Below are 25,182 nucleotides of genomic sequence, written 5' to 3'. Positions count from 1 at the left end.
GCCCAACCCCTCGCCCGGGCGGACAATGAAGTCAGCACGCATGTGCGTGCACTGCAGGGGAGAGCCATGGAGATGGACGCGCATCCTCCCGCCGGCCAGGCAAGGGCTGTGCAACGGGACCCGGTGATCGACCTTGTCCGTTTCACTTGCCTGTTTCTGGTTGTTGTGGCGCATTGCATGATGGTGAGCCCTGTCCTGCACAAGGATGGAACAGTCACTACCCTGAACGTGCTCATGGAACAAGGCTGGTTTACCCCGGTGGCATGGGGGCTCATGATCGTTCCGCTGTTCTTTGTCCTGGGCGGTGTGACCGGCTTGCAATCGTGGCGTCGATTGAAGGCGCAAGGCGGTACGGGATTCGATTTCGCACAGGTGCGGCTCCTGCGGCTGGTCCGTCCGGCCATGGCGTTGTTGGGGATCATGTGGGGAGGGCTGTGGGTGGCGCTGTTGCTTGGTGTCCATCCGCAGGTCATTCAATTGATGACCGCCGGTGCCGCCATGCCCCTTTGGTTTCTGGCGGCCTACCTCACAGCCCAGCTCAGCATTCCCCTGATGGCCCGGCTTTACGAACGCGCGCCCTTTCTGACCTTCGCCTCCTTGGTGGCCCTGATTATTGCTGTTGATTCCCTTCGCGGCAGCATTCCCGTCGTGGCGTTCGCGAACATGATCTTTGTATGGTGTGCCGTCCAACAATTGGGCTTTTTCATGGCTGACGGCTTCTTTGAGCACCGGAGCCGCACCTGGCTTGTTGGGGCGATAGTGTCCAGCAACCTACTGCTGGGACTGGTGACCGGTGTGGCCGTGTACCCCGGGAACATGGTGGTGAACCTGAACCCGCCCAATCTTTGCCTGCTGCTCTTGGGGATTTCCCAAACAGCCACGCTCCAGCTGCTGCGAAACGGTATTCGGGGGATCGCCGAGGCTCGGTGGCTCCAAGCATTCATTGCCGTGGCCGGACGGCGTTCCATGACTGTTTACCTGTGGCACTTGCCGCTCCTGGTAGGGATGTCCGGCCTGCTGCTGCTCACCGATCTGCCCCAGCCACTGGCCGGGAGTGCGGAGTGGTGGTGGGCGCGGATACCCGTCTTTTTCGCAGTGGTGACCTTGTTGGTCCCTGTGGTGTGGCTTTTTGCTCGCCTCGAGAACCGTCCGACGGCGGCCAACCACGCCCGGGGTCCGTCGCGTCCCGCTGTGGTGACGGCCGCCGTCGTGGTCCTGGTCCCGGTGGCTGACGCCGCTTTCAACGGTTTAACGCTGGCATTGTTGGGCGGGGGAGCGGCGTGCTTTGCTCTTGCCGTCCTTCTGCTTGGCAGGGTTCCGACGCCGGTGCTGCCGCCTTCGGCACGGGAAGGCCCGGAACTGGGCGCGGGCCACGAGCCGACGTTGCCAGAGGCGGATTTACGTGCCAATCTCGAAACATGACCGAGTATACGGATTCACTGGCAGAGTCGTTCCGCCCCGGCGTCACCACGGTGCGCAATGACAAATTTCACCGCTACGAGCTGCATGTGGACGGAGAGTTGGCCGTGATTTCCCAGTTCATGGACAAGCCCGGTCATATCGATTTCATCCACACTGAAACGAAGCCCGGGTTCAACGGCCAGGGCCTGGCAAAAGTGTTGGCGCACTTCGCATTGGATGACGTGGTGGCGTCCGGAAAGCGCATCATCCCGCACTGCCCTTACATTGCCGCTTACCTGAAGAAGCACGAGGGCTACGAGCAGGACGTGGACTGGCCCGCTGAAAGGCCTGTGGGCCAACCGAACAACGAATAGGGGTCACCTGCTTACGTGCTGCCCGGGGCTGGGCTCAAACGGCCAAGCCTGTCCCGTTCCGCTGAGCGAGACCAAGGCGTCATGTTCATCCGAAATGAGTTGTCCCCGGCACGTGGCCCGGACCTGCATTGCGCTGACCAGGCTTCCCCTGTGGAGGTGATCGGAGTCGGTAACAAGGTAGGAGAAGGTCCGCATCACTGATTGGCCGGGGGCCAGCACGTTGATTTCAAGGTCCCGTTGCAGGGGTTCTGCTGTGTAGCGGAGTACCTCCATGCCTTCGTTGGTGAAGGAACGCGGTACCAGCTTGACGTCCTTCAGGTAACTCGCTGAGTCGTTGACGATCCATGCCGTGAAAATGACAGTCTCGCCCGGGATGGCCCATGTCCTGTCCGCTCCGTAAACCAACGCGACATGTCCCGAGTTCTTCTTGCGGCTGAGCAGGCCGGAGTGCCGGTGAGGCAACCCCCGAACCACCATGCTCTGACGGCCGGGCGCATTGTGGTGAAGAGCGCGTGTCAATTTTGGGAGGGGGCGGGGGTGCCGGATGTCCATGATTCCTCGAATCGCTCCAGGTTAGGGAAGGTCACGCCTGTCTAGTGCGGCTTAGGGGGGAATCGTGACGCGGTTTGCGCAAAAAGAATGGTTGTGTACAGGTTTGAGGAGCCCGATTCAAGTCACACGGAATCTGGTGTCACACTACTGTTTATGGATCAAGTATTTTCGGTAAAGGGCGATTGGGCCTCCCAAACCCTGGCAATGGCCGATGAAAGTGATCCCCACATCATGTCCATGGTGCGGCAGGGGGCCACCCAGGCCTTCGATGTGCTCTATGAGCGGCACGTGAAGATTGCGCTCTACGTTGCCCGGTCCCAGACGGACAATCCCAGTGACGCCGACGACGTAGTGGCTGAGTCTTTTGCCGCCATTTTCCAGTTGTTGACTGAAGGCAAGGGCCCAAAGGAGTTCTTCCGCTCCTATCTCCTGACCGTGGTGCGCCGCACGGCCCACGACCGGAACCGCAAGGCCCGCCGAATGCCGACTGCTGCAGACGACGCCGTCCTGGATTCCGCCGTCCTGGACAGCGATCCTGTCCTCAGCCACCTCGAGTCAAGCATAATGGCCAAGGCGTTCAAGTCCTTGCCCGAGCGCTGGCAGGCGGTGCTCTGGCACTTGGACATCGAAGGGCTGAAGCCGGCCGCTGCTGCCCCGTTGGTGGGTCTCACTCCCAACGGCGTCTCGTCGTTGGCCCTCCGGGCGAGGGAAGGGCTGCGTCAGGCCTACCTTCAGCAGCACATCAGCCGGACGGTGGGAGATGGCTGCGAAGAGTTTGCCAGCCAGTTGGGAAAGTACGCCCGGAATGCCCTGAAACGCACCTCTGAGGAGAGGGTCAGGGCTCACCTGGATGGCTGTGCCAAGTGCACGGCTTTGTTGATGGAACTCAACGACGTCCAGGGCGGCATGAGGGCCATTCTGTTCCCGTTGATCACGGGCATCGCCTTCAGCCGGGGGGCGCTTTCCGCGCTGGGATCAGCTGCCACAACCGCCGCGGGGACGCCGGCGTCGTCGGGTCAGGCCGCTACAGTCGCGGCGCGCAGCGTCAGCCAAGTCTGGAAGTTGACCACAACCATTGTGGTGGGGGTTTTGGCAGTGGCGGGAGTCCTTGCATGGTTGTTTCAGCCGACTGCCGCCACCGATTCAGATGCCGCAGGTGATCCCGGCACGAAGGTCCCGCCGGTCCACGCGACATCCGCTCCAACTACGGCGCCTGTTCCCAGCACAGTGCCCGGTTCCAGCACAGTGCCCGGTGCCAATGCCACCGCGGGGGCTTCGAATCCCGCCAAGGCTCCCGCCGCAGAGGTGCCTGGCCCCTCGAATCCGCTCCCCACCGACGTCGTGATTCCGCCGGTGCAGGGAAAGCGAAGCGCTGTGGTGGTGGACTTCGGTACGGTGACGTCGACGTCGATGCCCGCAGCTTCGGCGTCAAGGGCGCCAGTGACTCAAACGGTTGATGCGACGTTCGCCTCAGCTGGCGGTTCCGGTCCGGCGGAACGGGAGCTCCGCGTGGAATTCGCGCTGAACGGTGACGGCACGCCCACCACGGGTGAAGCGGTGTTTACCCTTCCGGACCAAGCGACCTTCCTGGCCGGAAGGACTGTTGCTCCGTCCGGGTGGACCTGCACCAGCCCCGATTCTGACCCCCGGCAAGTCCGTTGCACCACCTCCTCAATGGCGGCTCGCGAGCTTGCCTTCAGGGTGGGCGTTGCCATGCCGGATAGCGCCGGCAGTGGAATGTTGAATTACCAATTTGGCGGCAATGGCATTGCCGGTAAGTCGTTCGCCAACGGATATCACTAGGCGCTGTATGGCATTCCCAGGTCTTTTGGACAGGCAGATGACGTCTTTCTAAAAGTCCTTGGGATTTTCGCGTCACGATTCGGTTGCCACCCGCACTTAAAGTTCGGGTCCCTTGTGTTTTTCGGTGCCCTCTTGGATTTATTGAACTTTCAACCGCATCAAGCTCCGGTTGAGCGCACTGAGGATAGCCATGAAGGACGCAGGTCCACGCAAGCTGCTGGCGGCCACGATCGCTACGGCGATGGCGACTGCGATGTTGATACTGGGCGGTGCCTTGGCGCCGTTTGCACAGGCCACGGCGGGAACACCTGACGTTACCCAAGCAGGCACCACCGTCTACCTTGAGAACTTCTCAAACGAGGATGCTACTGCCGGGGCCATCAGCATCCTTGATTACCAAGGCGGTCCCGCAGCAGCCAATGAAACTTACGCAGCTGACCTGCCCTACACACCCGCCGGCGGAGAGTGCGACGGTTGGATTCTGAACTCCTCCACACCGTTGCCCACGTCTGACTCCGGCTGCCTCAGGAACCAGCCGGCGGGTTGGGAACAGGTCCGCCAGATGGCGGTTGTGCTCGGCCTGGCGCAGGGGCAAAGCCCGGCTCAAGCTGCCGAAAATCAGGTGTTGTCCGAGTACACCAACAGTGCGGTGGGAAGCATGGCTGCCGGCGTACAATTTCGGTCCGAGCGGAACGCCGTCCCTGCATTGGAGGGCCACTACTACGCTGTGTCCGCATACTTCGCCCAAGTGAACTGCTATGCAGCACATGCAAGTCAGACCTTCAGCCTCCTCGTCAACGGGACGCGGCAGATCCTCAGCGCAGGGCTTGACCCGTGTGGGACCAGTAACCAAGCCGGCGTTCAGGTCACCAAGCTGCAATCGGCTCCGTACCAAATCCCCGTTGGTACCGCTAACCCCACCCTTGGCCTGGAGCTGCGGAATGAGACCACCACCGGAGCCGGCAATGATGTGGCTTTCGATCTCCCTCAGATTGTGGACGTTACTCCGCAGTTGGACAGGGCGTTTTCACCCGATGTGGTGGGTCCCGGCGGAACATCCCGGATGACACTCACTGTCACCAACACTGACGATCTCAAGGCCAAAAACGATTGGTTCCTGACAGATACCTTCCCGGCCGGCCTTGTTGTGGCCGGAACTCCCAACATTGGCGGCACTTGTGAACAGTCGCCGGGGACCGGCCCCTTGGTTCGGACTGCGGTGGCCGGAAGCAGCTCAATTTCCGTTAACGGCGGTGATATGGCGGCGGGAATGACGTCTTGTACCATCACCGTGGACGTCACCGCTGCCGCGGAGGGAACGTATGTCAGCGGTCCCGGAAACGTGGTCACCAATCTGGCCCCGCCTGCGGAAGGTACTTTGACGGTCCGGGCTCCGCGCCTTCAACTGAGCGTGGCCCTGAACGCCACCAGGTTGTTGAACGCGGACCAGTTCACCAGTGAAATCCGCGCAGGTTCGGCCGATGGGCCCGTGGTCAGCAGGAGCGCCAACTCCACCACTATGGGTTCAGGTGCCACGGTTACTGCCGGTACCGGCGTGACGGACGAGTACATTGCCGCAGCCGGCGGCTCGTACTACCTCACCCAATCAGGGTCCAATCTCTCCGGCTATGACAAAAGCATTACTTGCACCGACGCCCGTGGTCTCCAGCCAGGCTTGCCCAACGGCGCCCACTTCACCGGTTCTCTTGCAATTGTTCCCGTTGCCGGTGCGGAGATCAGCTGTGTAGTGACCAACACTGCCGACTCCGCGCCGGACATGGCATTCACTTTCTCCGCCGATGCTTCCGGAGTGCGGTCTCCGGCAGTCGTGGGGGATCGGATCAGTTATTCCTTCACCTCGAAGAACACGGGTAACGTGCCGCTGACCAACGTCGTCATCGATGACCGGAAAGCCGGCCTCTCTGCCGTGGCCTACTCCTGGCAGGGTACTCCGGGCGAGCTTCTTCCCGGCCAAACAGTGACGGCGACGGCGTGGTACGCCATTACCCAAGCAGACATCGACGCCGGCCACGTCGCCAATCAGGCTTTCGCTACCGGACACCCGTCCACGGGTCCGCCGCTCACTCCTCCTCCCGGTGAATCGGATACCCCCTTGGTCATGGCTGCAGCCATGCAGTTCACCGGCTCCTCCCAGGAACCCGATGCCGAGAGGTTGTCCAAGGTTGGCGACGTCATCACTTACACCTTCACCTCGACGAACAGCGGCAATGTCACGCTCAAGGATGTGGGGATCGACGCTCCGCTGCCTGGTATTTCCACCTTGGAGTACGCCTGGCCGGGTACTCCGGGCGTAGTTCTCCCGGGCCAATCGGTGACGGCTGCGGCAACATATGTGATCACCCAAGCGGACATCGACGCCGGCCAGGTAGCCGTAGGCGCTAGTGCCAAGGGAACTCCTCCGGCCGGATCTCCCGTAGCACCTCCGCCGAGTAAAATGGACACTCCACTGAACACCGCCTTGGGCTTGAAATTCAGGGCAACTGCGGACGCTTCTGCACTGGGGGACCCTTCCCTGGCGGGCGAGGTGATTGTCTACAAGTTCACGTTGCAAAACACTGGAAACGTGCCCATGGCGGCCGTTGCGGTCAATTCCCAGATGCCGGGCCTCCCGGTTCCGAGCTACGGTTGGCCCGGTGTTGAGGGAGTCCTGCTTCCCGGCGAAACTGTGACCGCTACGGCAAGCTATGCCATAACCCAGGCCGACGTAGACGCCGGAAATGTCAGCAGTTCGGCCACCGCAACAGGTAAACCTCCCCTGGGGGAGCCGACGAAGACCGCACCTGCACGCGTTCTTGTGACCTTCCCGTCAGATGCCATGAAAGTGACTTCGCCTCCTGCGCCGGGTGCAGAACCTGGGTCAGGTACAGCCCCTACATCCGGGACGGAACCCGGCGCCGGGAGCAAGCCCGCAACTTCTTCCCCCGGAAGTACCCCTGCCACTGAGCCTTCGCCTGACACTGAGCCTTCGCCTGACACTGAGCCGTCGGAGGCCCCTGCCCCGTTCGGCGGATTCCTCGCCGCTACCGGAGCTGCCCTCACGGTCCTGCCCATCGGCCTTCTGGTGGTCGGATTGGGGCTGTTCATGTTCCTCGTCGGACGCCGCAGGCGCCCCCAGCCTTAGTCGTCCGCGTTCCTGTCAGGGCCGCTTCTTTTGCCACTGCACTGCATGCCAGAAGAGGAGGGCGGCGGTAAGCAGCAGGCCCCCCAGAAGTACATATGGCGTGTAGGACATCAGCATGAAGCTCAACTGGGCGGAGGTGTTGAACTGCGTCGGTCCTGCCATGGCGGCCGCTGCTTCGCTCAGAGCCCAAAAGCCAAAAATCATCAATGCCGCGTCCAGCACCCACAGCGCAATGATGAACGGGTTGATTGAACGGCGGGTCCGTTCCGCATCCGGCTGCTCGGGCACATGAGGGCTGACCGCGGGCACAGTGTTGCCGTGTTCGTCGATTTCGCGGAAACCGATGCGCTCGTGAACGTGGTCTTTCATGTGGTCCCCCAACCGCTGGCAGACGATAGTCCTTGCACTCTACTCCCTGCCGATCTGAGCCGCTGGTCGAAAAGAGTGCCATATTTTGCACCCAACGCAGCTCGAAGAAAAGTCAATGACGCCGTACCGAGTGGTTGAAACGTGAGAAAGCGCCTTCTACGCGAAATAGGTCACAAAAGTTTGACGGAAAGGCTTACCTAAGTAAGGCTTGCCTATGCTAACAAGCGCCCAACGCAATGGAAGGAAGCTGACGTGACGTCACCTAGTGTCGAAGAGCGGATCGCTCAGGAGCAGGATTTTGGCTCCAAAGTGGAACTGGCCCTCGCAGCCACAAACCAGCTGTTCAATGCACGAAATTCACCTAGTTACGTCGCTCAGGTCCTCCAGGGGGTCAATGCGGTCTCCACCAAAGTCCAACGGACCTCCCAACCGTTTACCGGCGTCGGGCATGCCGAACTGAAAGCCAAAGTTGGGGCGGTGGACCTTGAACGTCCGCTGCCGGACACTGCCGCAGCCTTGGAAGAGCTCGACGATCTCTACCTCAAGGACGCCATCTACTTCCACGATTCCCGCTACGCCGCGCACCTGAACTGCCCTGTGGTCATACCGGCGTTGGTAGGTGAAGCAGTGCTGTCGGCCGTGAACTCCTCCATGGACACCTGGGACCAGAGCGCGGGTGCCACCATGATCGAGCGCCGACTCATCGATTGGACCGCCGAGCGCATCGGCTTCGCGGAAGACGCTGACGGTGTGTTCACTTCCGGTGGCAGCCAGTCCAATTTCCAGGCGCTGCTGATCGCCCGCAATCATGCCGTGGCCAAGCTGCGGGCGGCGAATGGGGACGCGCGCCTGCCGCACCTTCTTGACCGGCTCCGGATCTTCACCTCAGTGGACAGCCACTTCAGCATCCAGAAGTCGGCTTCCATGCTTGGCCTGGGCTTTGACGCCGTCATCGCAGTGCCCACTACCGAAGACCATCGCATGGACGCCACCGCCCTCGCGGCTGCTTTGGCGGAAGCGCACGACGCCGGGTTGGTGCCTATGGCGGTGGTGGCAACTGCCGGGACCACGGACTTTGGTTCGGTTGACCCGCTCCCGGAAATGGCCGCGCTGGTCCGCGCTTATGATTCCTGGCTCCACGTCGATGGCGCCTATGGTGGAGGGCTGATCGTGTCCGGCCGCCACCGGCACCTCCTGAACGGCATCCACTTGGCGGATTCGGTCACCGTGGATTTCCACAAAACCTTTTTCCAGCCCGTCAGCTCCAGCGCAGTCCTGGTCCGCAACGGCTCCATGATGGGCCATGTCACCTACTACGCGGACTATCTCAACCCGGAGAGCGCTGCGAAGGCGGAGATCCCCAACCAGGTGGATAAGAGTATCCAGACCACCCGCCGCTTCGATGCCCTGAAGCTGTGGCTGACCCTCCGAATCATGGGCGCCGACGCAATCGGCGCGCTCTTTGACGAAGCCATAGACCTCGCCGCCCGGGTGGGAACTTTGCTGGCTGATGACGCGGAGTTCGAGCTCGCCGCCGTACCGCAGTTGAGCACCTTGGTGTTCCGTTACCGTCCCACGATCGACGGTGCGCCCCTCGACGACGACGCCGCAGACGTCCTCAACCCAGCCATCCGTTCCGCGATTTTCGCTTCCGGCGAGGCCGTTGTTGCCGGCACCAAGGTGGCTGGCCGCCACTACCTCAAATTCACCCTCCTCAACGCCGAAGCGAGCCTTCGGGACATCCAGGAAATCATCGAACTCATCCGCCGGACGGGCAACACCCTGCTGGCGAGCACTACGGAGGCTGCAGCGTGAGCACCCAAGACAACGGCAAGATCCACGACGTCGCAGGAATCGGCGTCGGGCCTTTCAACCTGGGCCTGGCCGCGCTCTGTGAGCCGGTTGAGGACCTTGACTGCGTGTTCGTGGAGAGGCGCGAGTCTTTCGACTGGCACCCTGGCATGATGCTGGAGCCGGCGCACTTGCAGGTTCCGTTCATGGCGGACCTGGTGACGCTTGCCGACCCGACCTCGCCATTCTCGTTCCTGAACTTCCTCAAGCAGACCGGCCGACTGTACCGCTTCTATATCCGCGAAAACTTCTACCCGCTGCGCGCCGAGTACAACCAGTACTGCCAGTGGGTGGCCGGCCAGCTTGAATCCGTTCGTTTTAGCACGGATGTGCTTGATGTGACCTACGACGACGGCGTGTACCGCCTTGCAGTGCAGGGTCCGGAGGGCGCTGAGGTTCTTCGCGCCCGCAAGTTGGTCCTGGGCACAGGCACATCTCCGTACGTCCCTGACTCCTGTGCAGGAATAGTGGACGCCGGCGGACTTGTCCTCCACAACGCCGACTACCTGTCGAGGAAGAGTGAGTTGCAGTCCAAGCGCAGCATCACCATCGTGGGCAGCGGCCAAAGCGCTGCGGAGCTGTACTACGAACTCCTTCAGGAAATCGACGTCTACGGCTACCAGCTCAACTGGGTCACGCGCTCGGGCCGTTTCTTCCCGCTGGAGTACACCAAGCTCACCCTCGAGATGACCTCGCCGGAATACGTTGACTACTTCCATTCGCTCCCCGGCGAGCAGCGCGATTCGCTGATCAAGAGCCAGAAGAACCTGTACAAGGGCATCAACTCGGACCTGATAGATAGCATCTACGATCTCCTCTACACCAAGAGCCTCTCCGGCATGGTGGACACCCAACTGCACACGCACTCCTCGCTCACCGCGGCCGAGTGGGATCCCGCTACGGGCACCCACACGCTCCAGTTGCACCACGAGGAACACGGGCAGAGTTACTCGCTGGAGTCCGAGGCCGTGGTCCTCGCCACCGGCTACACCTATAAGGAGCCCGCTTTCCTGGCGGGAATCCAGGACCGGATCCGCCGCGACGCCAAGGGCCGGTTCGACGTTGACCGCTACTACGGCACCGGAATTGAACCCGGGGAAATCTTCGTTCAGAACGCCGAGCTCCACACGCATGGCTTCGTCACCCCTGACCTTGGCATGGCTGCCTACCGTAACTCCTGCATCCTGCGCGAAATCACCGGTCGCGAGGTCTACCCGATCGAGCGCAGCATCGCGTTCCAGCAGTTCGGCGCACCGGCGCCCGTCACTGCAGGCTTGCCCGAAACTGCTGGAGCCACCGTATGAGCTTCACGTTCCGGCCGGTAGATCCCGTAGCGGATGCACCTGTCCTCCACAGCTGGGTCAGCCAGGAGTACGCCCGGTTCTGGGGCATGCTTTCGGCAACCGAGCAGGACGTCGTGGAGGAGTACTCCCGGATTGCCGAATCGGGCCACCACCAAGCGTTTGTGGGGCTCGACGACGGCGTTCCCGCCTTCCTGATGGAGCGGTACCGGCCGGAGTCCTCGCCGTTGGCGGACGTCTACGAGGTCCAGCGAGGTGATGTTGGCATGCATCTTCTGGTCTCACCACCCGAGGGCGAGCCGAAGCCCGGCTTCACCACCCACGTCATGCAGTCCGTGATGGCCGAACTGTTCGCTGACCCCGCAACCCGGCGCGTCGTGGTCGAACCTGACGCCCGTAACCACAAAATCCACGTCCTCAATGAAAAAGTGGGCTTTCGGCCGCACGGCGTGGTGACCCTTCCCGCCGTCGACCCTGCCGAAGACCAGAAACAAGCGCTGCTGAGCTTCTGCACCCGTGAGGATTACCTCGCCACCCTGACCCCGATTCTGGCCGCGCCTGCCGCGGCGACCAGAGGAGAATCCCTGTGACCACCACCGCCGATGCCGCAATCACTGCGGCCACCGATTCTGTATCCCACCTGAGCCCCGAACGTTGGGCCATCGCCAACCGGCACCTGGTCCGGAAGGCAATTGCCGAGTTCTCGCACGAGCGCATCCTGGTCCCGGAGCTGATCCGGGAGGAGGGCGCCGGCGTCGGGCTTTACAAGGTAGTGAGCGATGACGACGCTACGGAATACCGCTTCCGCGCCCGTGTGCTGCAGCTCGATCACTGGTCCGTTGCGGCGGATTCCATGGTGCGCCTCCGCGGCGACGAAGAACTGCCGCTGGACGCGCTGGACTTCATCGCCGAATTCCATGAGGCACTGGCCATCCGTCAGGAAATGCTGCCCGTGTACCTTGAAGAAATCAGCAGCACGCTGGCCAGCCACGCCTACAAGCAGGGCAAGCCCTTCAGTTCGGCGGAATTGGCTGCTGGCATCACCGGCGGTACTGATCGGGCCGCTGACTTCCAAGCCATTGAGCACAGCATGTCCGAGGGACACCCGTGCTTCGTGGCCAACAACGGCCGGCTTGGGTTCGGGATATCGGACTACCATGCGTTCGCACCGGAAACCGGCGCAACCGTGAAGCTCCAGTGGATCGCCGTCCATCGCAGTAAAGCAGTCTTCACGTCCAGCGCAGGGTTGGATTACAAGACGCACTTCGAGGCCGAACTCGGCCCGGCCACTCTTGCGTGGTTCAATGCGGAGCTTTCCGCGTCCGGCATGGATCCGGAGGACTACCTCCTCATGCCGGTCCATCCGTGGCAGTGGGACAACAAGCTCACGGTGACGTTCGCGGCAGAAATCGCCCAGCGCCACATCGTGAACCTTGGCACGGGCGAGGATTCGTATCAGGCACAGCAGTCCATCCGCACGTTCTTCAACATCGACTATCCGGAGAAGGCCTACGTCAAAACGGCAATGTCCGTGCTGAACATGGGCTTCATGCGCGGACTGTCACCGCAGTACATGAAGGCAACGCCGGCCATCAATGACTGGCTGCAGGAACTGATCGGCAATGACCAGGAGCTCCAGAACCGGGGCCTGGCCATGATCCGTGAAACCGCGGCAATCGGATACCACAACCACTACTACGAGGCTGCTTCGGCCAAGGGTTCCCCGTACCGGAAGATGCTCTCTGCCCTGTGGAGGGAAAGTCCGCTGCCGTTGCTCAAGGATGGGCAGCAACTGGCCACCATGGCATCATTGCTGCACGTGGATGCTGCCGGCACTTCCGTGGTGACTGCCCTGATTGAACGCTCCGGATTGGTCCCCACTGATTGGCTTCGCCGCTACTTCGAGGCCTACCTTGTACCCCTTGTCCACTGCCTCTACGAGTACGAGCTCGCGTTCATGCCGCACGGCGAAAACGTCATCCTGATCCTCGAGGACGGTGTGCCTGTCCGCGCGATCATGAAGGACATTGCCGAGGAAATCGTTGTCATGGGGGATCGGCTGGAACTTCCCGAAGAAGTCTCACGCGTGAAGGCGGAAATTCCGGCCGAGGAAATGGTCCTTGCAATCTTCACCGATGTGTTCGACTGCATCTTCCGCTTCCTGGGGGCAATCCTTGTTGAGGACGGGACGGTGCGCGAGGACGAGTTCTGGGGAACTGCCGCCGCTGTGCTGCGGGAATACCAGCAACGTCACCCGGAGCTTGCGGATCAGTTCGCCATGCATGATTTGTTTGCCCCGGACTTCGAGTTGTCCTGCCTCAACCGCCTTCAGCTGAGGAACAACCAGCAGATGCTGGACATCTCGGACCCCTCCGGCGGACTTCAGATGGCGGGGCGGCTGGCAAACCCCTTGGCCACGTTCGCCTGATCCACTCCGCCGAGATGGCAGTTAACTCCAATTGTGGCGGGGGACATGGGTGTTAACTGCCTACTCGGCGTGGAAAATGGGGAGGGGTTAGTCTTGGCGCATGATCACTCGAGCCAACGAACTAACAGCCCTCGTCACCGGGGCCACCGCCGGGCTCGGTGCGGAATTCGCCCGCCAGCTCGCCGAAGCCGGACACCACTTGGTCCTGGTGGCCCGCGATGAACAGCGTTTGAGGGACACAGCCGAGGAATTTGAACGCGACTTCAGTATCTCGGCGGAGGTCCTTTCGGCTGACTTGACCACCGACGTCGGCGTCTCGGCCGTTGCGGACCGCTTGCGGGATGCTGCGCGGCCCGTGGATGTTCTGGTCAATAACGCCGGCATAGGACTTTTGAAGTCTTTCGAACGCAATGACCTGGATGAAGAACGCCGGCACCTGCGGCTTCACGTGCAGACACCCATGGAGTTGAGCCACGCGGCCCTCGAGGTCATGCTGGCCCGCGGAAAGGGCAGGATCATCAACGTGGCCAGCGTGGCGGCATTCGCCAACAGGGGCACTTACTCCGCAGCGAAAGCGTGGCAGGTGACATTCAGCCGTTGGGCCAACATCTCCTACGCGAAATCCGGGGTGCAGGTCACCGCCGTTTGTCCCGGTTTCACACACACGGAATTCCACGATCGCATGGGCATGGATAAGACCGTAGCTCCGCGCTTCCTTTGGCTGACCGCCGAGCGCGTAGTGCGGGAGGGACTGGAGGCCAACGCCAAGGGCAAGGGGGTCTCCATTCCGACGCGTCGGTACAAGGTGATCAGCTTCTTCGCCCGGGTTCTCCCGGCCAAGCTGACGGCCGGCCCGCCACGTCGGCCGATTGAACGATAAACCAAAAAACTTACCGTTGGTGTTTTCTTGATGGGTCACGGGCCTTAGGCTGGGGCTGGAGTGTAGCGCCGGGCACGGCTGCTGCACGGGGACTACAGCAGCGTGGTCCCGCAAACGGACCCTGCGAAAGGCCCGTTTACCTGTGATCTTGCCGTGTCCGAAGCGGGTATCACATGGACGAAACAGCTCCACCGGAGGGCGGCCGGCAGCAGGGAAAGCACGACGGCGGGGCGGTTGCCGTCCAGGACAGCGATGCACAACTGGTGCTGCTGGTCCGTGCGGGGAACCAGGCTGCCTTCGAAACGCTCTTTGCCCGGCATCGTCCCAGTGCCCGAACCGTGGCTGCGGCGCAACTGGACAATTTTGCTGATGTTGACGATGTTGTGGCAGATGCCTTCACGTCCGTTTACCAGGCCCTGGCCGCCGGGAAGGGGCCCGACTCCTTCTTCCGGGCATACCTGCTGACCACGGTCCGGCGATTGGCACACCGCATGAACCGGGATGCCACCCGTATGAGCCCGACCTCCGAGTCTTACATTTTGGATACCGTGGACGCCCACGATGATCCGGCCATAGCTAAATTTGAATCGTCGGCCGTGGCACAAGCGTTCCGCTCCCTCCCTGAACGTTGGCAGGAAGTCCTTTGGTACGTGGACATTGAAGGACTGAAACCTGCCGCAGCCGCGCCGCTCCTTGGCCTGACGCCCAATGGAGTGTCCGCGCTGGCCCTCAGGGCGCGGGAGCGTCTTCGCCAGGAGTACCTCCAGAACCACATCAGTTCCTCGGCAGGGAAGGACTGCGAGGAATACTCAACGCAGCTGGGTGCCTACTCCCGCGAAGGCCTGAGCCGGCGCAACCAGGCGCGGGTTCAGGAGCACCTGGAGGGCTGCCCTCAGTGCACGGCCCTTCTCCTTGACCTCAATGACGTCCAGTCCGCCATGCGTGCATGGATCTTCCCGTTGGTAACGGGGGTAGCGTTCAGTTCGGCTTTCCCGGGGCTGGCAGGGGCAGGGGCCGGCAGTACAGTAATGCACGGCCCTGACGCCACCGGCACGGTAATCCACGGCGTACCGACCCAGGGAATCTCCCTCGCCTGGAAAGTGGGAGCCGGTGTGTTGGCGGTGGCGGCTGTCGCCGCGAGTGCCGCTATGGCGTTGGGAGTCGCAGGACCGGACACCTCGGGACCGAAGGCAAATGCAGCACCCACCGCGGGTCAGTCCGCCGTGCCCCCGCTGAAGCCGCCGGCGGGCGAGGACATTTCAGAGGAAAATCCGCTGTTTCCGGACCTCAACGATCCGTCCAACGGGACCCCTGAGAAGCCGGTCTTCTTTCCCTTCCCGCCGGGCAAGGAACAAGGACCCGGCCTCCTACCCAATCCCTGGCCATCCCCGGGAAAGCCCCTGCCGCCACTCCTCCAGCCGCTGCCTTCCATTGCGCCTACGGTCCCACCGACCCTGCCAGTGCCGCCACCCAACCCAACACCTACCCCCACGCCTGCTCCGAGTACCACCGCAAGCGCTGTACCGGGCCCAACTCCAAGCCCAACTCCGAGTCCCGGTCCGAGCGAAACGCCGGCTCCCGCGCCGGCTGTGACGGCCACCTTCACCGCAGAGCCAGGGACAACGGCGTCGGATACCAATGTCACTGTCACGTTCGAACTCAAGGACCAAGCCGCAGTACCTTCCTCCGCCGAGGTGGTGTTCACGATGTCCGCCGGCACAGACTTGATCCCGGGCAAACTGAGTGAACCGGCAACTTGGACCTGTGTAAAGGAAAAAGCTGCCACAACACAATTCCGCTGCACCAGCACTGCTGTGAACCCTGGCGAGTTGACGTTCTTGCTCGGAGTTTTCAAGCAGGACGAAGAGGAGGCAGCCACTCTGGACTATTCCTTCAGCGGCACAGGCATAGCAAAAGCCGCGTTCTCCAATACCTTCTAGCCCCGACCGCGCCCTGGCTTGACACGACCCCTGCCGAATGGCGGGTTACCATGACACTTCATTCGAGCCTGAGGGGGCAGTGCTATGAAGAACAAAACCTTGGCATTCATGACGGCCATGGTGGTTAGCGGAATGCTGCTGGGCGGCTGTTCCAGTCCCGCGTACACGGGCTTCAAGGCGTTGGAACGCGAGGCAACGGAGTCAGATACTCCACCCAAGGATACAAACCTTGAACAGTTGGATTTGGAAAAGGTTCTTCTGGTTACCGAGGCAAACGGGAACAAGTACTACTTGGGACAAGGCAAGCAAGGCCGACCGTCCTGCCTGATCGTGGCAGCTGCCGATCCGTACTTCTCGCACAGCGGCTGCACCGACTCTCTCCAGGGAGAGATGCTGAGAATCAGCGGGCCCGAGCAAAAGTCGGCGGTGTTGGTTTCCGACGGCTATGACACCAAGGAACTGGAATCGAGCGGCCTGACGAAAATCCACCCGAACATCCTGGTAGTAGCGAACTAGCCCGTTTCTTGAGGAACCCGCCCTCGCGGGGACCTCACCAGTACAGCCACGGCAATGCCAACCACGGCTCCCACGAACGTCTCAATGGCGCGTTCCAGGACCAGCACCCCGGGATCCATGGGTGAAGCCAGCTGCGCAATCAGCAGGATGACCGGAGTGAAGAACACCATGGCCCATCCGTAGTGCCTTGCCATGAACAGCTCCGTGGGGAACTGGCACAGCACCACCAGCACAGCGAGCACCACCGCGGTCTGGCCGGGGAAATACTGAAGCGGTGAGAGCGGGCCTGGAAACAGCACGACGGCGACGATCCCCAGCCCGAGGAACGTCCCCACAATTCTGTGAATACCCCGGTGGACGCGGCTTGGGAGGTCAGCTCCTGCGAGGGGCACAGCCGCTGCGGCCATGGCCCAATGCGGGTGGCCGCTGCCGCTGAGGACTCCAATGGACCCGGCTGCACCAACGGCCAGCGAATAGCGTGCGGCGTGAACAAGAACAGCCCTCATCAGTTTCTTCTGTCCCTGCGGACCGCGAAATACGGGAACATCCCGACCGGCACCTGCTACCCAGGTGCGCCGCCGGAACCAGCCGCCGAAACCCACCACCAGGGAGAAGACGGCGGACGCGGCCCCGATGAGTACCGCCGTCGTCAATGGAACATTGGTGGGCACGGAGGCGCAAGCTCCCAGTGCGAGGATGCCGAAGAACGGGCCGATGGGTTTGAGGCGCACAGCATCGGCGTAAAGGGATCCTGCGCCGGCAAACAGCGTGGCCACGAGTACCAACCACCACGAGTGGATGTGGTTGACGGAAAGGAACACTCCAATAGTCAGCCCGCTCATCAGGAACAAGGCAGCCTGCGCTTGGTGTTTTAGCCTGAGCTGATGAGTTTCGTTGCGGCCGTACATTCCGGTGAGCGCACCGAAAACGGCGTACATCATGAGGTCCGGCCGGCCGATGAGAATGAGGAACAACCCGGGTACTGCCACGCTCAAGGCCACACGTACTGCGGAGAGGCGATCGTTGTTGGCAGGACCCAACTTGTGGAGTTCGCGGGCGTGGACCATCAATGCCGGCACGTCGAACACCACCAATCAGTCAGGGTTGTCCTTGAAAATTATCAGCATGGCCGCACGGGCCGCCATAAGCCCGGTCACAAGCCGTAGCAGATTCCGGCGCGGAGAGAGGAGAAGGTCTGGGAAGATCGAGGTATGCCCGTCGCTTTTGTCTGCCGCACCCGTTCCAGCATGTCACCGCAGGAGCTGTTCGATCTTTCCCGCAACATTGACGCTCACGTGGGGTCCATGACGCACAGCCGCGAGAAAGCAGTCGCCGGTGTCACCACCGGACTGATTGCCGAAGGTGAGACTGTTACCTGGCAGGCATGGCACCTCGGAGTCCGGTTCCGCATGACCAGCCGCATTGTGCGGATGGAGGAGCCGTCGTCGTTCTCTGACGAGCAGGTGAAGGGCCCCTTCAAGTACCTCCGCCACACGCACGAGTTCCGGCCCGATGGCAGCGGGACCCTCATGGTGGACACCGTGGAATTCGCTGCACCGTTCGGTCCGCTGGGCAGGCTGGTGGAGAAGCTGATCCTGGCCCGCTACTTGCAGAACCTCATTGAGAAGCGCAACGGGTTCCTGGTGGCCCAAACTCCTCCAACGGAAACCGGGCCAGGCTTGGACGCACGGCAATGATCAGGCTCGCGCATGCGGACGACCTCCTGATTCTGCAGGAAATCGAGCGTGCCGCGGGCGAGGCTTTCAGGGCGTTGGGTATGGACTCCGTGGCGGACGACGAGCCGCTCTCCATCGATGAACTGGGAAGCTATGCCGCAGCCGGGCGTGCCTGGGTGTCCGTAGACGGGCTCGACTACCCGGTGGCGTACCTGCTGGCGGACATCGTTGACGGCGAAGGCCACGTAGAGCAGGTCAGCGTCCATCCGGATCAGGCGCACCAAGGCCTTGGCCGGGAACTGTTGCACGCATCGCGCGTGTGGGCGCGAGGCCACGGGATGCAGCGGCAAACTTTGAGCACCTTCCGGGATGTGCCGTGGAACGCCCCGTACTATCGGCGCCTGGGCTTCGAAGTGCTCGACGCCGGCGGTTGGGGTCCGGAGTTGGCCCGCCTCATGGAGCACGAGGCTGAGTTGGGCCTGACACGTTGGCCCCGGGTAGCCATGTGGCGCCCCGCCGTCCCGCCAGTTAACTTCTAGCCGTTCTTAGGGGCCGGCCTCGTGCCGAGGGCGATGTTGATTGCCCAACCCAGCAGGGTGACCAGCACAATGGCGCCAGCCATGCTGAGAAGTTGGGCAGGAGCGGTAAGAATCCCAAGGCTCACAATCAGCGTAGTAGCCCCGGCAGGTGGATGAGGCCGCTTGATGGCTGTCAGAACCATGGTGGTGACGGCGACGGATAAGGCACCGGCAATCACATACTGAGGATTGAGGCCGCCCACGGGAGCGGGGGGCGTAGTGGTCAGACCCAGCGCATAAAAGCAGGCCACCCCCGCCACCAAACCAACACCATGGCCTACCAAGGCGTTGACCGGCCTTGCCGACTCTTGCTCCGGTGACTCGAAAAACAGCATAACTGTGGGTCCCAGGCTGGGAAATAACCACGGCAGATGTGTCACTAAGCCAACAAGGCCGGCCACTCCGAGAACCAGAAAGCTTAGAAGGGCGGCATAAGTGCCCGCGCCAAGCTCCCCGGCAGCCGCTTTGGCCCCTTTCAGAACCGGTGTGCGTGACATGCGCTGAACCTCCTCCGATGCGGCGGGACAAAGTGGTTCGGGTGCTTTGTCCATCGAAGGTGATGTACCCGACGGCGACCCCGGTAAACCATTGCCCCCAACAGGTGCCTAGCCCGCCACCAACTCAACCTCGTAGCTGTCCGTATTAAGCAGGTACGCCGCGTAATGATCAGGGCCTCCCGCGTGCGGGTACTTCGACTCGAACATCTCATACCAGCCCGCGTCCGCTCCGAGCGCCCGGATCCTGTCCACGTTCTCCCGGGTTCCGGCGTGGAAAGCTACGTGGTTGACCCCTGGATCAGTGCGCCGATGGGTAGTAGCGGTAGTGGCGTCGGTCTGTTCCACCACCACATAGGTGCCATCAAGTTTCCAACTGCACCCGGTGGGCCACTCCTTGAACGGTTCATAGCCGAGCTCGCCCAGCAGCCAGCCCCACTCTTGCTTTGCACGTTCAAGGAACGGCACCCAGATCTCAAGATGGTGGATGGAACCCACCGGAATCTCACGCATGCGCCGATTCTACGAGGTCCGGGCGGGCTCCACACCGGTTGCGCTCGCCGTGGGCCCGGCTCCTACTTCCTGAGCCGGACACGAACGGCGGCGCCAGCGCACAGGATCACTGCCAGGCCGCCCACTACGGTGGTCCACGTCATCGACTCACCCAAGAGCAGTCCTGCCCAGGCGATACTCATGACCGGTTGGACGAGTTGGATCTGGCTGACCTGCGCCATGGGCCCGATGGCCAGGCCGCGGTACCAGGCGAAGAAGCCGAGGAACATGCTCACCACGCCCAGGTATGCGAAGGACAACCACTGGATGGGCGTGGCAGCAGGTGCGTCCGAACCCAGCGAGACCATCGTCAGGAGGATCATCACCGGAGAGGCCACCACCAGCGCCCAGGAAATGGTCTGCCACGCACCAAGTTCCCGGGCCAGCAAGCCGCCCTCTGCATAACCAATGGCAGCGGCAATCACGGCTCCAAGCAGTAGAAGATCAGCCCAGTGCAGGGAACCGAAGCCGCCGGATTGAACAAGGGCGAACGCTATTGCCGCAGCAACGCCCACCAGCGTCAGGACCCAGAACAAGGGGCGGGGACGTTCGCGTCCCCTGATCACCGCAACAGTCGCCGTAGCCGCGGGCAGTAGCGCGATCACCACGGCACCGTGGCTGGCGGAGGTGCTGGTGAGCGCAAAGGTGGTGAGCAAAGGGAACCCGGCCACGATTCCGCTTGCCACAACGGCCAGGCGGAACCATTGGAGACCGCGCGGAAATCGTTGGCGGGTCAATCCCAGCGCCAGGGCCGCAAGAATGGCGGCCACCACCGCCCGGCCCGCGCCAATGAAGAGCGGTGAGAGACCCTCCACGGCCACCCGGGTCAGGGGAACTGTGAAGGAGAAAGCAACCACGCCGAGGAGGCCCCACCAGACACCTGTCGATGTCCGGGTGGATACCACTGGCCGAGAAAGGGTAGTAGCGCTACTATTAGGACTCATGGATAACGATAGCAGTTCCCGAATCGTCGCGCGATTGAAAGAATGGATTGCGGGAGCTGCGCCGGGAGCAAAGCTGCCATCAACCCGGCAACTCGTGGCCGAGTATCAAGCCAGCCCCGTCACGGTGCAAAAAGCCTTGAGGACGCTCACGGGGCAGGGCCTCATAGAGAGCCGTCCCGGCGTGGGGACCTTCGTGCGTGCCTACCGGACGGCCCGGCCCTCGGATTATGGCTGGCAAACCGCCGCGTTGCGGGCAGCCCAAACCGCACGTCCCCTCATTTCCGGGGCAATGCGGAGTGCGTCCAATGATGTAGTTGCGTTCCACTCCGGATACCCGGACCGGGAACTCCTCCCGGAAAGACTCGTTCGAGCCGCTCTCACCCGTGCCGCCAGGGGAGACGCTGCCCTGTCCCGGCCACCGGCGCAAGGGCTTCCCGAACTCCAGACCTGGTTCGCGCAGGAACTCAGTACCTCGACGCCGGTGGGCGTTACGCCTCCCCAGCCCAGCGACGTCGTGATCCTTCCGGGAAGCCAAAGCGGGCTCAGCTCGATTTTTCGCGGGCTGGTGGGGCATGGGCAGCCGCTGCTGGTGGAATCGCCCAGTTACTGGGGTGCGTTGCTGGCGGCCGGCCAGGCGGGCGTGAACGTGATCCCCGTTCCCAGCGGTCCGGAGGGCCCGGACCCGGAAGAGCTGGACAGGGCCTTTGAGGAATCGGGCGCGCGGTTGTTCTACGCCCAGCCCAACTTCGCCAATCCCACCGGAGCTCAGTGGTCCGCTGAGCGTGGGGAGGAAGTGTTGCGGATTGTCCAACGCCACGGAGCTTTCCTTGTGGAGGACGACTGGGCGCATGACTTCGGCATCACCGCAGCTTCAGCTCCGCTGGCTGCCAAAGAGGATTCCGGCCACGTGGTCTACATCCGTTCCCTGACCAAGAGCGTTTCGCCGTCCATCCGCATTGCCGCGGTCATCGCGCGGGGGCCGGCGCGTGAACGAATCATGGGCGCCCAGGCGGCCGAGTCAATGTACGTCAGCGGCCTGCTTCAGGCAGCAGCGCTCGACGTCGTCACGCAGCCCGGGTGGCAGACTCACCTTCGCGGCCTCAGCCATCAGTTGCAGTCCCGCCGCGACCTCCTGGTCACCAGCCTCCGTGACCACGTTCCGCAGGCCCACCTCAGCCACCTGCCCAAAGGTGGCCTGAATTTGTGGCTGCGGATGCCGGACGGGTTCGACGCCGATCAACTCACCAAGGACTGCGAGGCGGCCGGGGTGCTGATCGCCGCAGGCACGGAATGGTTCCCCGCAGAACCGGAAGGACCGTACATCCGGCTCAACTACGCGGGACCCAATCCGGGCGGCTTCCCCGAGGGTGCACGGATCATTGGTGAGGCGGTGCAAGCCCAGTTGGGTATCCAACGGGTGGGGACTTAACAGCAGTAGCCACCAACACCAAGGAGAGCGCCTTGGGGTTGGTGGCTACGCTGGGCGGCAAGATCGCCGCGAACTAATGTCAATCGCTTGTAATAAGCGTCGCTATGCAGAAGTTGCAGGCAGTGAGTTCCTAAGCGGGAGTCAGGTCCTTGTTGCCTTTGCCGAACACGGCATCATCAATGGGCTGGCCGTCGAAGGGCATTTCGTCCAGGTTGATGAGCGGGTTGGTGTCCTGCGTTGCAACGAGCTCGCGGGCCTCGGCCTGGGTGTCCACGCTGGGCATGGAGCCGGGCAGGGGACGCTGAGCGGATTCGCGCAGGAAGTAGATGGCAATTGCGCCCACAATGGACGTGGCCATCAGGTAGTACGCGGGCATCATGTCATCGCCCGTGCCTTCAATGAGGCCCTGGACAATGAACGGCGTGGTTCCGCCGAAGATCGCCACCGAGAAGTTGTAAGCGATGCCCATTCCGCCGTAACGGCTGGACGTCGGGAACAGAGCCGGCAGGGCCGAGGCCAGGTTGGCGATGTAGAACGTCACCGGGAAGGCGATCAGGGCGAGGCCGGCCAGCGTGGACCAGATCTCGCCGATGCCGATCAGCAGGAAGGCCGGAATGGCGAAAACGATGGTGCTGCCTGCGCCCACCCACAGCACTGGGCGGCGGCCGATCCGGTCCGAGAGCTTACCGGTCAGCGGGATGCACACAGCCATGATCACCAGGACCGGGATGGTCAACAAGGTGCCGTGGACGGGGTCGTAACCCTTGGAATCGGTGAGGTACGTGGGCATGTAGGACGTCAGGGCGTAACCAACGGTGTTGGCTGCGGCTGCGAGGATCATGGCCAGCACAATCTGGCGCCAGTAGGCCTTGATGATGCCGATGGGTCCCTTGGCAACGGCAGCGTCCTGGGATGCTGCATCCTTTGCCGAAGCTTCCTGCGCGTCCAGGGTTGCCTGGAATTGGGGGGATTCCTCAATCTTGCTGCGGAAGTACACGGCAATGAGGCCCAGCGGACCGGCAATCAGGAACGGGAGCCTCCAACCCCATTCCTCCATGGCAGCCTGTCCCAGCGTGAGCTGCAGGACCGAAACCAGGGCGGCACCCAGGGCGAAGCCAATGTAGCTGCCCATATCCAGGAAGCTGGCAAAGTAGCCGCGGCGCTTATCCGGGGCGTACTCGCTGACGAACGTGGTGGCACCGGCGTACTCGCCACCGGTGGAGAAGCCCTGGATGAGCTTCAGGATCACCAGCAGTGCGGCGGCCCAGATGCCGATCTGCGCGTAGCCGGGAAGGAGGCCGACGGCGAATGTACTTGCCGCCATGAGCATCAGTGTTGCTGCGAGCACCTTCTGGCGGCCCACCTTGTCGCCAAGCCAGCCGAACACCACCCCGCCGAGGGGGCGGGCGATGAAGGTTGCGGCGAAGGTGCCCAGAAGGAAGAGTGTCTGGACGGACTTGTCTGCTTCGGGCAGGAAGACAGGGCCCATGGTGGTGATGAGGTAGCCGAACACGCCGACGTCGTACCATTCCATGGTGTTGCCGACGATGGTGCCGCCGAGTGCTTTGCGCAGCATCGGCTTGTTCACCACGTTGACGTCGGACTCTTTGAGCCGGCGCTTCGGGCGAAGCTTCGTCTTCTTCGTTGCGTTCTTTAGTTCATGTGTTGCGTTGGTGGCGGCCGGGGTGGGGCCTGCCAATACCTGATTCCCGGTGGCGTTCCTTGCGCCATCCGGAGAGACGGTGTTGCTTTGGTCTGTGGGCATTTGGGCTTCTCCTAGGGAGGTCATTTGCTTGCGACTTCTGCTGCCCCGCTCTGGGCAGGGTTTCAATTTTACGGGTTTTGGACCGAAAACCCGAGTTGAGATCCGATTTTTGGGCCCTCAGAGGGTGCAAATTGCCTAGGTGTGTTGCATCTCATTACCCGCTCTTGCCCTGCAATCATGCGGATCCGGCCCCATTTTTGCCCTCTGGAGCACGTTGTTACCAAATTGTTTAGCTGCGCCCACGTAACGGGGCTGATTCGGGACTAAAAGCTGATGGATTCGGGGTCTTCCTGGCTGTCGGGCTCCTCCGCTTCGACCACCTTCGAGCCGATCACTACAGTGGCGTCTACCTCTTCGTCCGACGCCACGTTCACGAGCAACCCCACCCTTTGCAGGAGTCCGGCCGACTCCGGGGCTTGCTGCTCCGAGGTTTCCATCACCAGAAACCCACCCGGCGCCAGCCACTGAGCCGCGCCCAGCGCTACGCGACGCTGTACCGCCAAACCGTCAGCGCCGCCGTCGAGCGCTGTTCCCGGCTCGTGGAGTCGCGCTTCCGGCGGCAACATTCCGATAGAGCCGGTGGGGACGTATGGCGCGTTTGCCAGCAGCAGGTCAACTGTCCCGCGCAATTTCAGGGGAAGCGCGTCGAACAGATCCCCCTGGTGCACCCACCCGCCGCGAGGCTCAATGTTGAGTCGCGCGCACCGGACCGCAGCGGGATCAATGTCCGCGGCGTGCAGCTCGCAGCCGCCCAGAAGATCGTTCAGCGCGGCACCGATAGCTCCGGAACCGCAACAAAGGTCCACGACGACGGCTCCGGGTTTGGCGAGTATCGCCGCCTTGCGGACCAGGAACTCCGTGCGACGCCTGGGCACGAACACACCGGGTTCCACCCGCATGCGCTTCCCGCAGAAATCCGCCCAACCCACAATGTGTTCCAGGGGCAGTCCGCTGAGGCGCTGGGCCACCATGCGGTTGAGCTCCTCCGGATGGCGGGCGGCGTCGAGGAGGACCCGGGCTTCGTCCTCCGCAAAAACGCAGCCCGCGGCCCGCAGGGCGTTAGCAACATCGGATCCGCGGGTCATGTCCGCCATGCTAGCCAAGGGGTTCCCAAAGTTCTCCTTTATTGGCTAGGGTATGAGGCATGGGAACACTGATTTTTGAGTAGACCGGCCACTGCCTGAGCT

At 62.3% G+C, this 25,182-nt stretch carries 22 protein-coding genes; 14 read left to right on the top strand and 8 right to left on the bottom strand.

Annotated features, from left to right (window positions below):
- Nucleotides 1-66 precede the first annotated feature (66 nt).
- Both BACI9J_RS19860 and BACI9J_RS19855 read left to right on the top strand, forming a co-directional pair.
- Nucleotides 67-1,422, top strand: a complete 1,356-nt coding sequence (locus BACI9J_RS19860) for an acyltransferase family protein (RefSeq protein ID WP_159735881.1) — start codon at nt 67-69, stop codon at nt 1,420-1,422.
- Nucleotides 1,419-1,775 carry a GNAT family N-acetyltransferase gene (locus BACI9J_RS19855; RefSeq protein WP_159735880.1) on the top strand — a complete coding sequence of 119 codons (357 nt, stop codon included), beginning with the start codon at nt 1,419-1,421 and terminating at the stop codon, nt 1,773-1,775. Before BACI9J_RS19860 ends, BACI9J_RS19855 begins: the two co-directional genes overlap by 4 nt.
- Nucleotides 1,776-1,778: 3 nt before the next feature.
- Here BACI9J_RS19855 and BACI9J_RS19850 read toward each other — a convergent pair whose 3' ends face one another.
- Nucleotides 1,779-2,294 carry a hypothetical protein gene (locus tag BACI9J_RS19850; protein ID WP_236558783.1) on the bottom strand — a complete coding sequence of 172 codons (516 nt, stop codon included), beginning with the start codon at nt 2,292-2,294 and terminating at the stop codon, nt 1,779-1,781.
- A 186-nt stretch (nt 2,295-2,480) separates the two neighbouring features.
- Between BACI9J_RS19850 and BACI9J_RS19845 the strand changes: the two genes are divergently transcribed.
- The gene (locus tag BACI9J_RS19845; protein ID WP_159735878.1) at nt 2,481-4,130 is read left to right on the top strand and encodes a sigma-70 family RNA polymerase sigma factor; all 1,650 of its coding nucleotides are present in this window, start codon (nt 2,481-2,483) and stop codon (nt 4,128-4,130) included.
- 190 nt (nt 4,131-4,320) lie between these two features.
- Entirely contained in the window at nt 4,321-7,272 is a 2,952-nt protein-coding gene (locus BACI9J_RS19840) for a DUF7507 domain-containing protein (protein ID WP_159735877.1), read from the top strand.
- A gap of 15 nt (nt 7,273-7,287) precedes the next feature.
- Here BACI9J_RS19840 and BACI9J_RS19835 read toward each other — a convergent pair whose 3' ends face one another.
- Nucleotides 7,288-7,641: a hypothetical protein gene (locus BACI9J_RS19835; RefSeq protein WP_159735876.1), complete on the bottom strand. Its 354-nt coding sequence runs from the start codon at nt 7,639-7,641 to the stop codon at nt 7,288-7,290.
- Nucleotides 7,642-7,893: 252 nt separating this feature from the next.
- Here BACI9J_RS19835 and BACI9J_RS19830 point away from each other — a divergent pair, with 252 nt between their 5' ends.
- From BACI9J_RS19830 to BACI9J_RS19800, 7 genes are all read left to right on the top strand, one after another.
- Nucleotides 7,894-9,456, top strand: coding sequence for a pyridoxal phosphate-dependent decarboxylase family protein (locus tag BACI9J_RS19830; RefSeq protein WP_159735875.1), 1,563 nt, complete (start codon nt 7,894-7,896; stop codon nt 9,454-9,456).
- Nucleotides 9,453-10,796 carry a lysine N(6)-hydroxylase/L-ornithine N(5)-oxygenase family protein gene (locus BACI9J_RS19825; RefSeq protein ID WP_159735874.1) on the top strand — a complete coding sequence of 448 codons (1,344 nt, stop codon included), beginning with the start codon at nt 9,453-9,455 and terminating at the stop codon, nt 10,794-10,796. The genes BACI9J_RS19830 and BACI9J_RS19825 overlap by 4 nt, the downstream gene beginning before the upstream one ends.
- Nucleotides 10,793-11,383, top strand: coding sequence for a GNAT family N-acetyltransferase (locus BACI9J_RS19820; RefSeq protein ID WP_159735873.1), 591 nt, complete (start codon nt 10,793-10,795; stop codon nt 11,381-11,383). The genes BACI9J_RS19825 and BACI9J_RS19820 overlap by 4 nt, the downstream gene beginning before the upstream one ends.
- Complete coding sequence (locus BACI9J_RS19815; protein ID WP_159735872.1) at nt 11,380-13,221, top strand: IucA/IucC family protein; 1,842 nt, start codon at nt 11,380-11,382, stop codon at nt 13,219-13,221. The genes BACI9J_RS19820 and BACI9J_RS19815 overlap by 4 nt, the downstream gene beginning before the upstream one ends.
- Nucleotides 13,222-13,321: 100 nt before the next feature.
- Nucleotides 13,322-14,101, top strand: a complete 780-nt coding sequence (locus BACI9J_RS19810) for an SDR family NAD(P)-dependent oxidoreductase (protein WP_159735871.1) — start codon at nt 13,322-13,324, stop codon at nt 14,099-14,101.
- 173 nt (nt 14,102-14,274) lie between these two features.
- Nucleotides 14,275-16,041, top strand: a complete 1,767-nt coding sequence (locus tag BACI9J_RS24665; RefSeq protein ID WP_159735870.1) for a sigma-70 family RNA polymerase sigma factor — start codon at nt 14,275-14,277, stop codon at nt 16,039-16,041.
- An 84-nt stretch (nt 16,042-16,125) separates the two neighbouring features.
- On the top strand, nt 16,126-16,557 hold the full coding sequence (locus BACI9J_RS19800) for a hypothetical protein (RefSeq protein WP_159735869.1): 432 nt from the start codon (nt 16,126-16,128) through the stop codon (nt 16,555-16,557).
- On the opposite strand, the gene BACI9J_RS19795 is transcribed toward BACI9J_RS19800, so the two are convergent.
- The gene (locus tag BACI9J_RS19795; protein ID WP_236558868.1) at nt 16,554-17,645 is read right to left on the bottom strand and encodes an FUSC family protein; all 1,092 of its coding nucleotides are present in this window, start codon (nt 17,643-17,645) and stop codon (nt 16,554-16,556) included. The two genes, BACI9J_RS19800 and BACI9J_RS19795, sit on opposite strands and share 4 nt — an antisense overlap.
- Nucleotides 17,646-17,768: 123 nt before the next feature.
- Between BACI9J_RS19795 and BACI9J_RS19790 the strand changes: the two genes are divergently transcribed.
- Together BACI9J_RS19790 and BACI9J_RS19785 are read left to right on the top strand one after the other, a co-directional pair.
- The gene (locus tag BACI9J_RS19790) at nt 17,769-18,254 is read left to right on the top strand and encodes an SRPBCC family protein (RefSeq protein ID WP_159735868.1); all 486 of its coding nucleotides are present in this window, start codon (nt 17,769-17,771) and stop codon (nt 18,252-18,254) included.
- Nucleotides 18,251-18,772 (top strand): GNAT family N-acetyltransferase, encoded by a 522-nt coding sequence (locus tag BACI9J_RS19785; protein WP_159735867.1) that lies wholly within the window; start codon nt 18,251-18,253, stop codon nt 18,770-18,772. The genes BACI9J_RS19790 and BACI9J_RS19785 overlap by 4 nt, the downstream gene beginning before the upstream one ends.
- On the opposite strand, the gene BACI9J_RS19780 is transcribed toward BACI9J_RS19785, so the two are convergent.
- From BACI9J_RS19780 to BACI9J_RS19770, 3 genes are all read right to left on the bottom strand, one after another.
- A complete protein-coding gene (locus BACI9J_RS19780; protein ID WP_159735866.1) occupies nt 18,769-19,308 on the bottom strand; it encodes an HPP family protein in 540 nt (179 codons plus the stop codon). The genes BACI9J_RS19785 and BACI9J_RS19780 overlap by 4 nt on opposite strands.
- A gap of 108 nt (nt 19,309-19,416) precedes the next feature.
- The gene (locus BACI9J_RS19775; RefSeq protein WP_159735865.1) at nt 19,417-19,818 is read right to left on the bottom strand and encodes a VOC family protein; all 402 of its coding nucleotides are present in this window, start codon (nt 19,816-19,818) and stop codon (nt 19,417-19,419) included.
- A gap of 62 nt (nt 19,819-19,880) precedes the next feature.
- Nucleotides 19,881-20,801, bottom strand: a complete 921-nt coding sequence (locus BACI9J_RS19770) for a DMT family transporter (RefSeq protein ID WP_159735864.1) — start codon at nt 20,799-20,801, stop codon at nt 19,881-19,883.
- Between BACI9J_RS19770 and BACI9J_RS19765 the strand changes: the two genes are divergently transcribed.
- Nucleotides 20,800-22,230 carry an aminotransferase-like domain-containing protein gene (locus tag BACI9J_RS19765; RefSeq protein ID WP_159735863.1) on the top strand — a complete coding sequence of 477 codons (1,431 nt, stop codon included), beginning with the start codon at nt 20,800-20,802 and terminating at the stop codon, nt 22,228-22,230. The two genes, BACI9J_RS19770 and BACI9J_RS19765, sit on opposite strands and share 2 nt — an antisense overlap.
- A 130-nt stretch (nt 22,231-22,360) precedes the next feature.
- Here BACI9J_RS19765 and BACI9J_RS19760 read toward each other — a convergent pair whose 3' ends face one another.
- The gene (locus BACI9J_RS19760) at nt 22,361-23,995 is read right to left on the bottom strand and encodes an MFS transporter (RefSeq protein WP_159735862.1); all 1,635 of its coding nucleotides are present in this window, start codon (nt 23,993-23,995) and stop codon (nt 22,361-22,363) included.
- A gap of 263 nt (nt 23,996-24,258) precedes the next feature.
- Nucleotides 24,259-25,089, bottom strand: a complete 831-nt coding sequence (locus BACI9J_RS19755) for a putative protein N(5)-glutamine methyltransferase (RefSeq protein WP_159736573.1) — start codon at nt 25,087-25,089, stop codon at nt 24,259-24,261.
- Nucleotides 25,090-25,182 lie beyond the last annotated feature (93 nt).

Origin of the sequence: Arthrobacter sp. 9V (assembly GCF_902506065.1) — a bacterium.
Classification (GTDB): Bacteria; Actinomycetota; Actinomycetes; order Actinomycetales; family Micrococcaceae; genus Arthrobacter.
Note: the sequence above shows the minus strand (reverse complement) of the source record. Positions and strands in the feature narration are given on the sequence as shown.

Excerpts from the sequence above, each read along its gene's own strand:
- BACI9J_RS19860 (WP_159735881.1), top strand. The coding sequence starts at position 67 with ATGGAGATGGACGCGCATCCTCCCGCCGGCCAGGCAAGGGCTGTGCAA.
- BACI9J_RS19855 (WP_159735880.1), top strand. The coding sequence starts at position 1,419 with ATGACCGAGTATACGGATTCACTGGCAGAGTCGTTCCGCCCCGGCGTC.
- BACI9J_RS19845 (WP_159735878.1), top strand. The coding sequence starts at position 2,481 with ATGGATCAAGTATTTTCGGTAAAGGGCGATTGGGCCTCCCAAACCCTG.
- BACI9J_RS19840 (WP_159735877.1), top strand. The coding sequence starts at position 4,321 with ATGAAGGACGCAGGTCCACGCAAGCTGCTGGCGGCCACGATCGCTACG.
- BACI9J_RS19835 (WP_159735876.1), bottom strand. The coding sequence starts at position 7,641 with ATGAAAGACCACGTTCACGAGCGCATCGGTTTCCGCGAAATCGACGAA.
- BACI9J_RS19820 (WP_159735873.1), top strand. The coding sequence starts at position 10,793 with ATGAGCTTCACGTTCCGGCCGGTAGATCCCGTAGCGGATGCACCTGTC.
- BACI9J_RS19810 (WP_159735871.1), top strand. The coding sequence starts at position 13,322 with ATGATCACTCGAGCCAACGAACTAACAGCCCTCGTCACCGGGGCCACC.
- BACI9J_RS24665 (WP_159735870.1), top strand. The coding sequence starts at position 14,275 with ATGGACGAAACAGCTCCACCGGAGGGCGGCCGGCAGCAGGGAAAGCAC.
- BACI9J_RS19800 (WP_159735869.1), top strand. The coding sequence starts at position 16,126 with ATGAAGAACAAAACCTTGGCATTCATGACGGCCATGGTGGTTAGCGGA.
- BACI9J_RS19790 (WP_159735868.1), top strand. The coding sequence starts at position 17,769 with ATGCCCGTCGCTTTTGTCTGCCGCACCCGTTCCAGCATGTCACCGCAG.
- BACI9J_RS19785 (WP_159735867.1), top strand. The coding sequence starts at position 18,251 with ATGATCAGGCTCGCGCATGCGGACGACCTCCTGATTCTGCAGGAAATC.
- BACI9J_RS19780 (WP_159735866.1), bottom strand. The coding sequence starts at position 19,308 with ATGTCACGCACACCGGTTCTGAAAGGGGCCAAAGCGGCTGCCGGGGAG.
- BACI9J_RS19775 (WP_159735865.1), bottom strand. The coding sequence starts at position 19,818 with ATGCGTGAGATTCCGGTGGGTTCCATCCACCATCTTGAGATCTGGGTG.
- BACI9J_RS19765 (WP_159735863.1), top strand. The coding sequence starts at position 20,800 with ATGGATAACGATAGCAGTTCCCGAATCGTCGCGCGATTGAAAGAATGG.
- BACI9J_RS19770 (WP_159735864.1), bottom strand. The coding sequence starts at position 20,801 with ATGAGTCCTAATAGTAGCGCTACTACCCTTTCTCGGCCAGTGGTATCC.
- BACI9J_RS19760 (WP_159735862.1), bottom strand. The coding sequence starts at position 23,995 with ATGCCCACAGACCAAAGCAACACCGTCTCTCCGGATGGCGCAAGGAAC.
- BACI9J_RS19755 (WP_159736573.1), bottom strand. The coding sequence starts at position 25,089 with ATGGCGGACATGACCCGCGGATCCGATGTTGCTAACGCCCTGCGGGCC.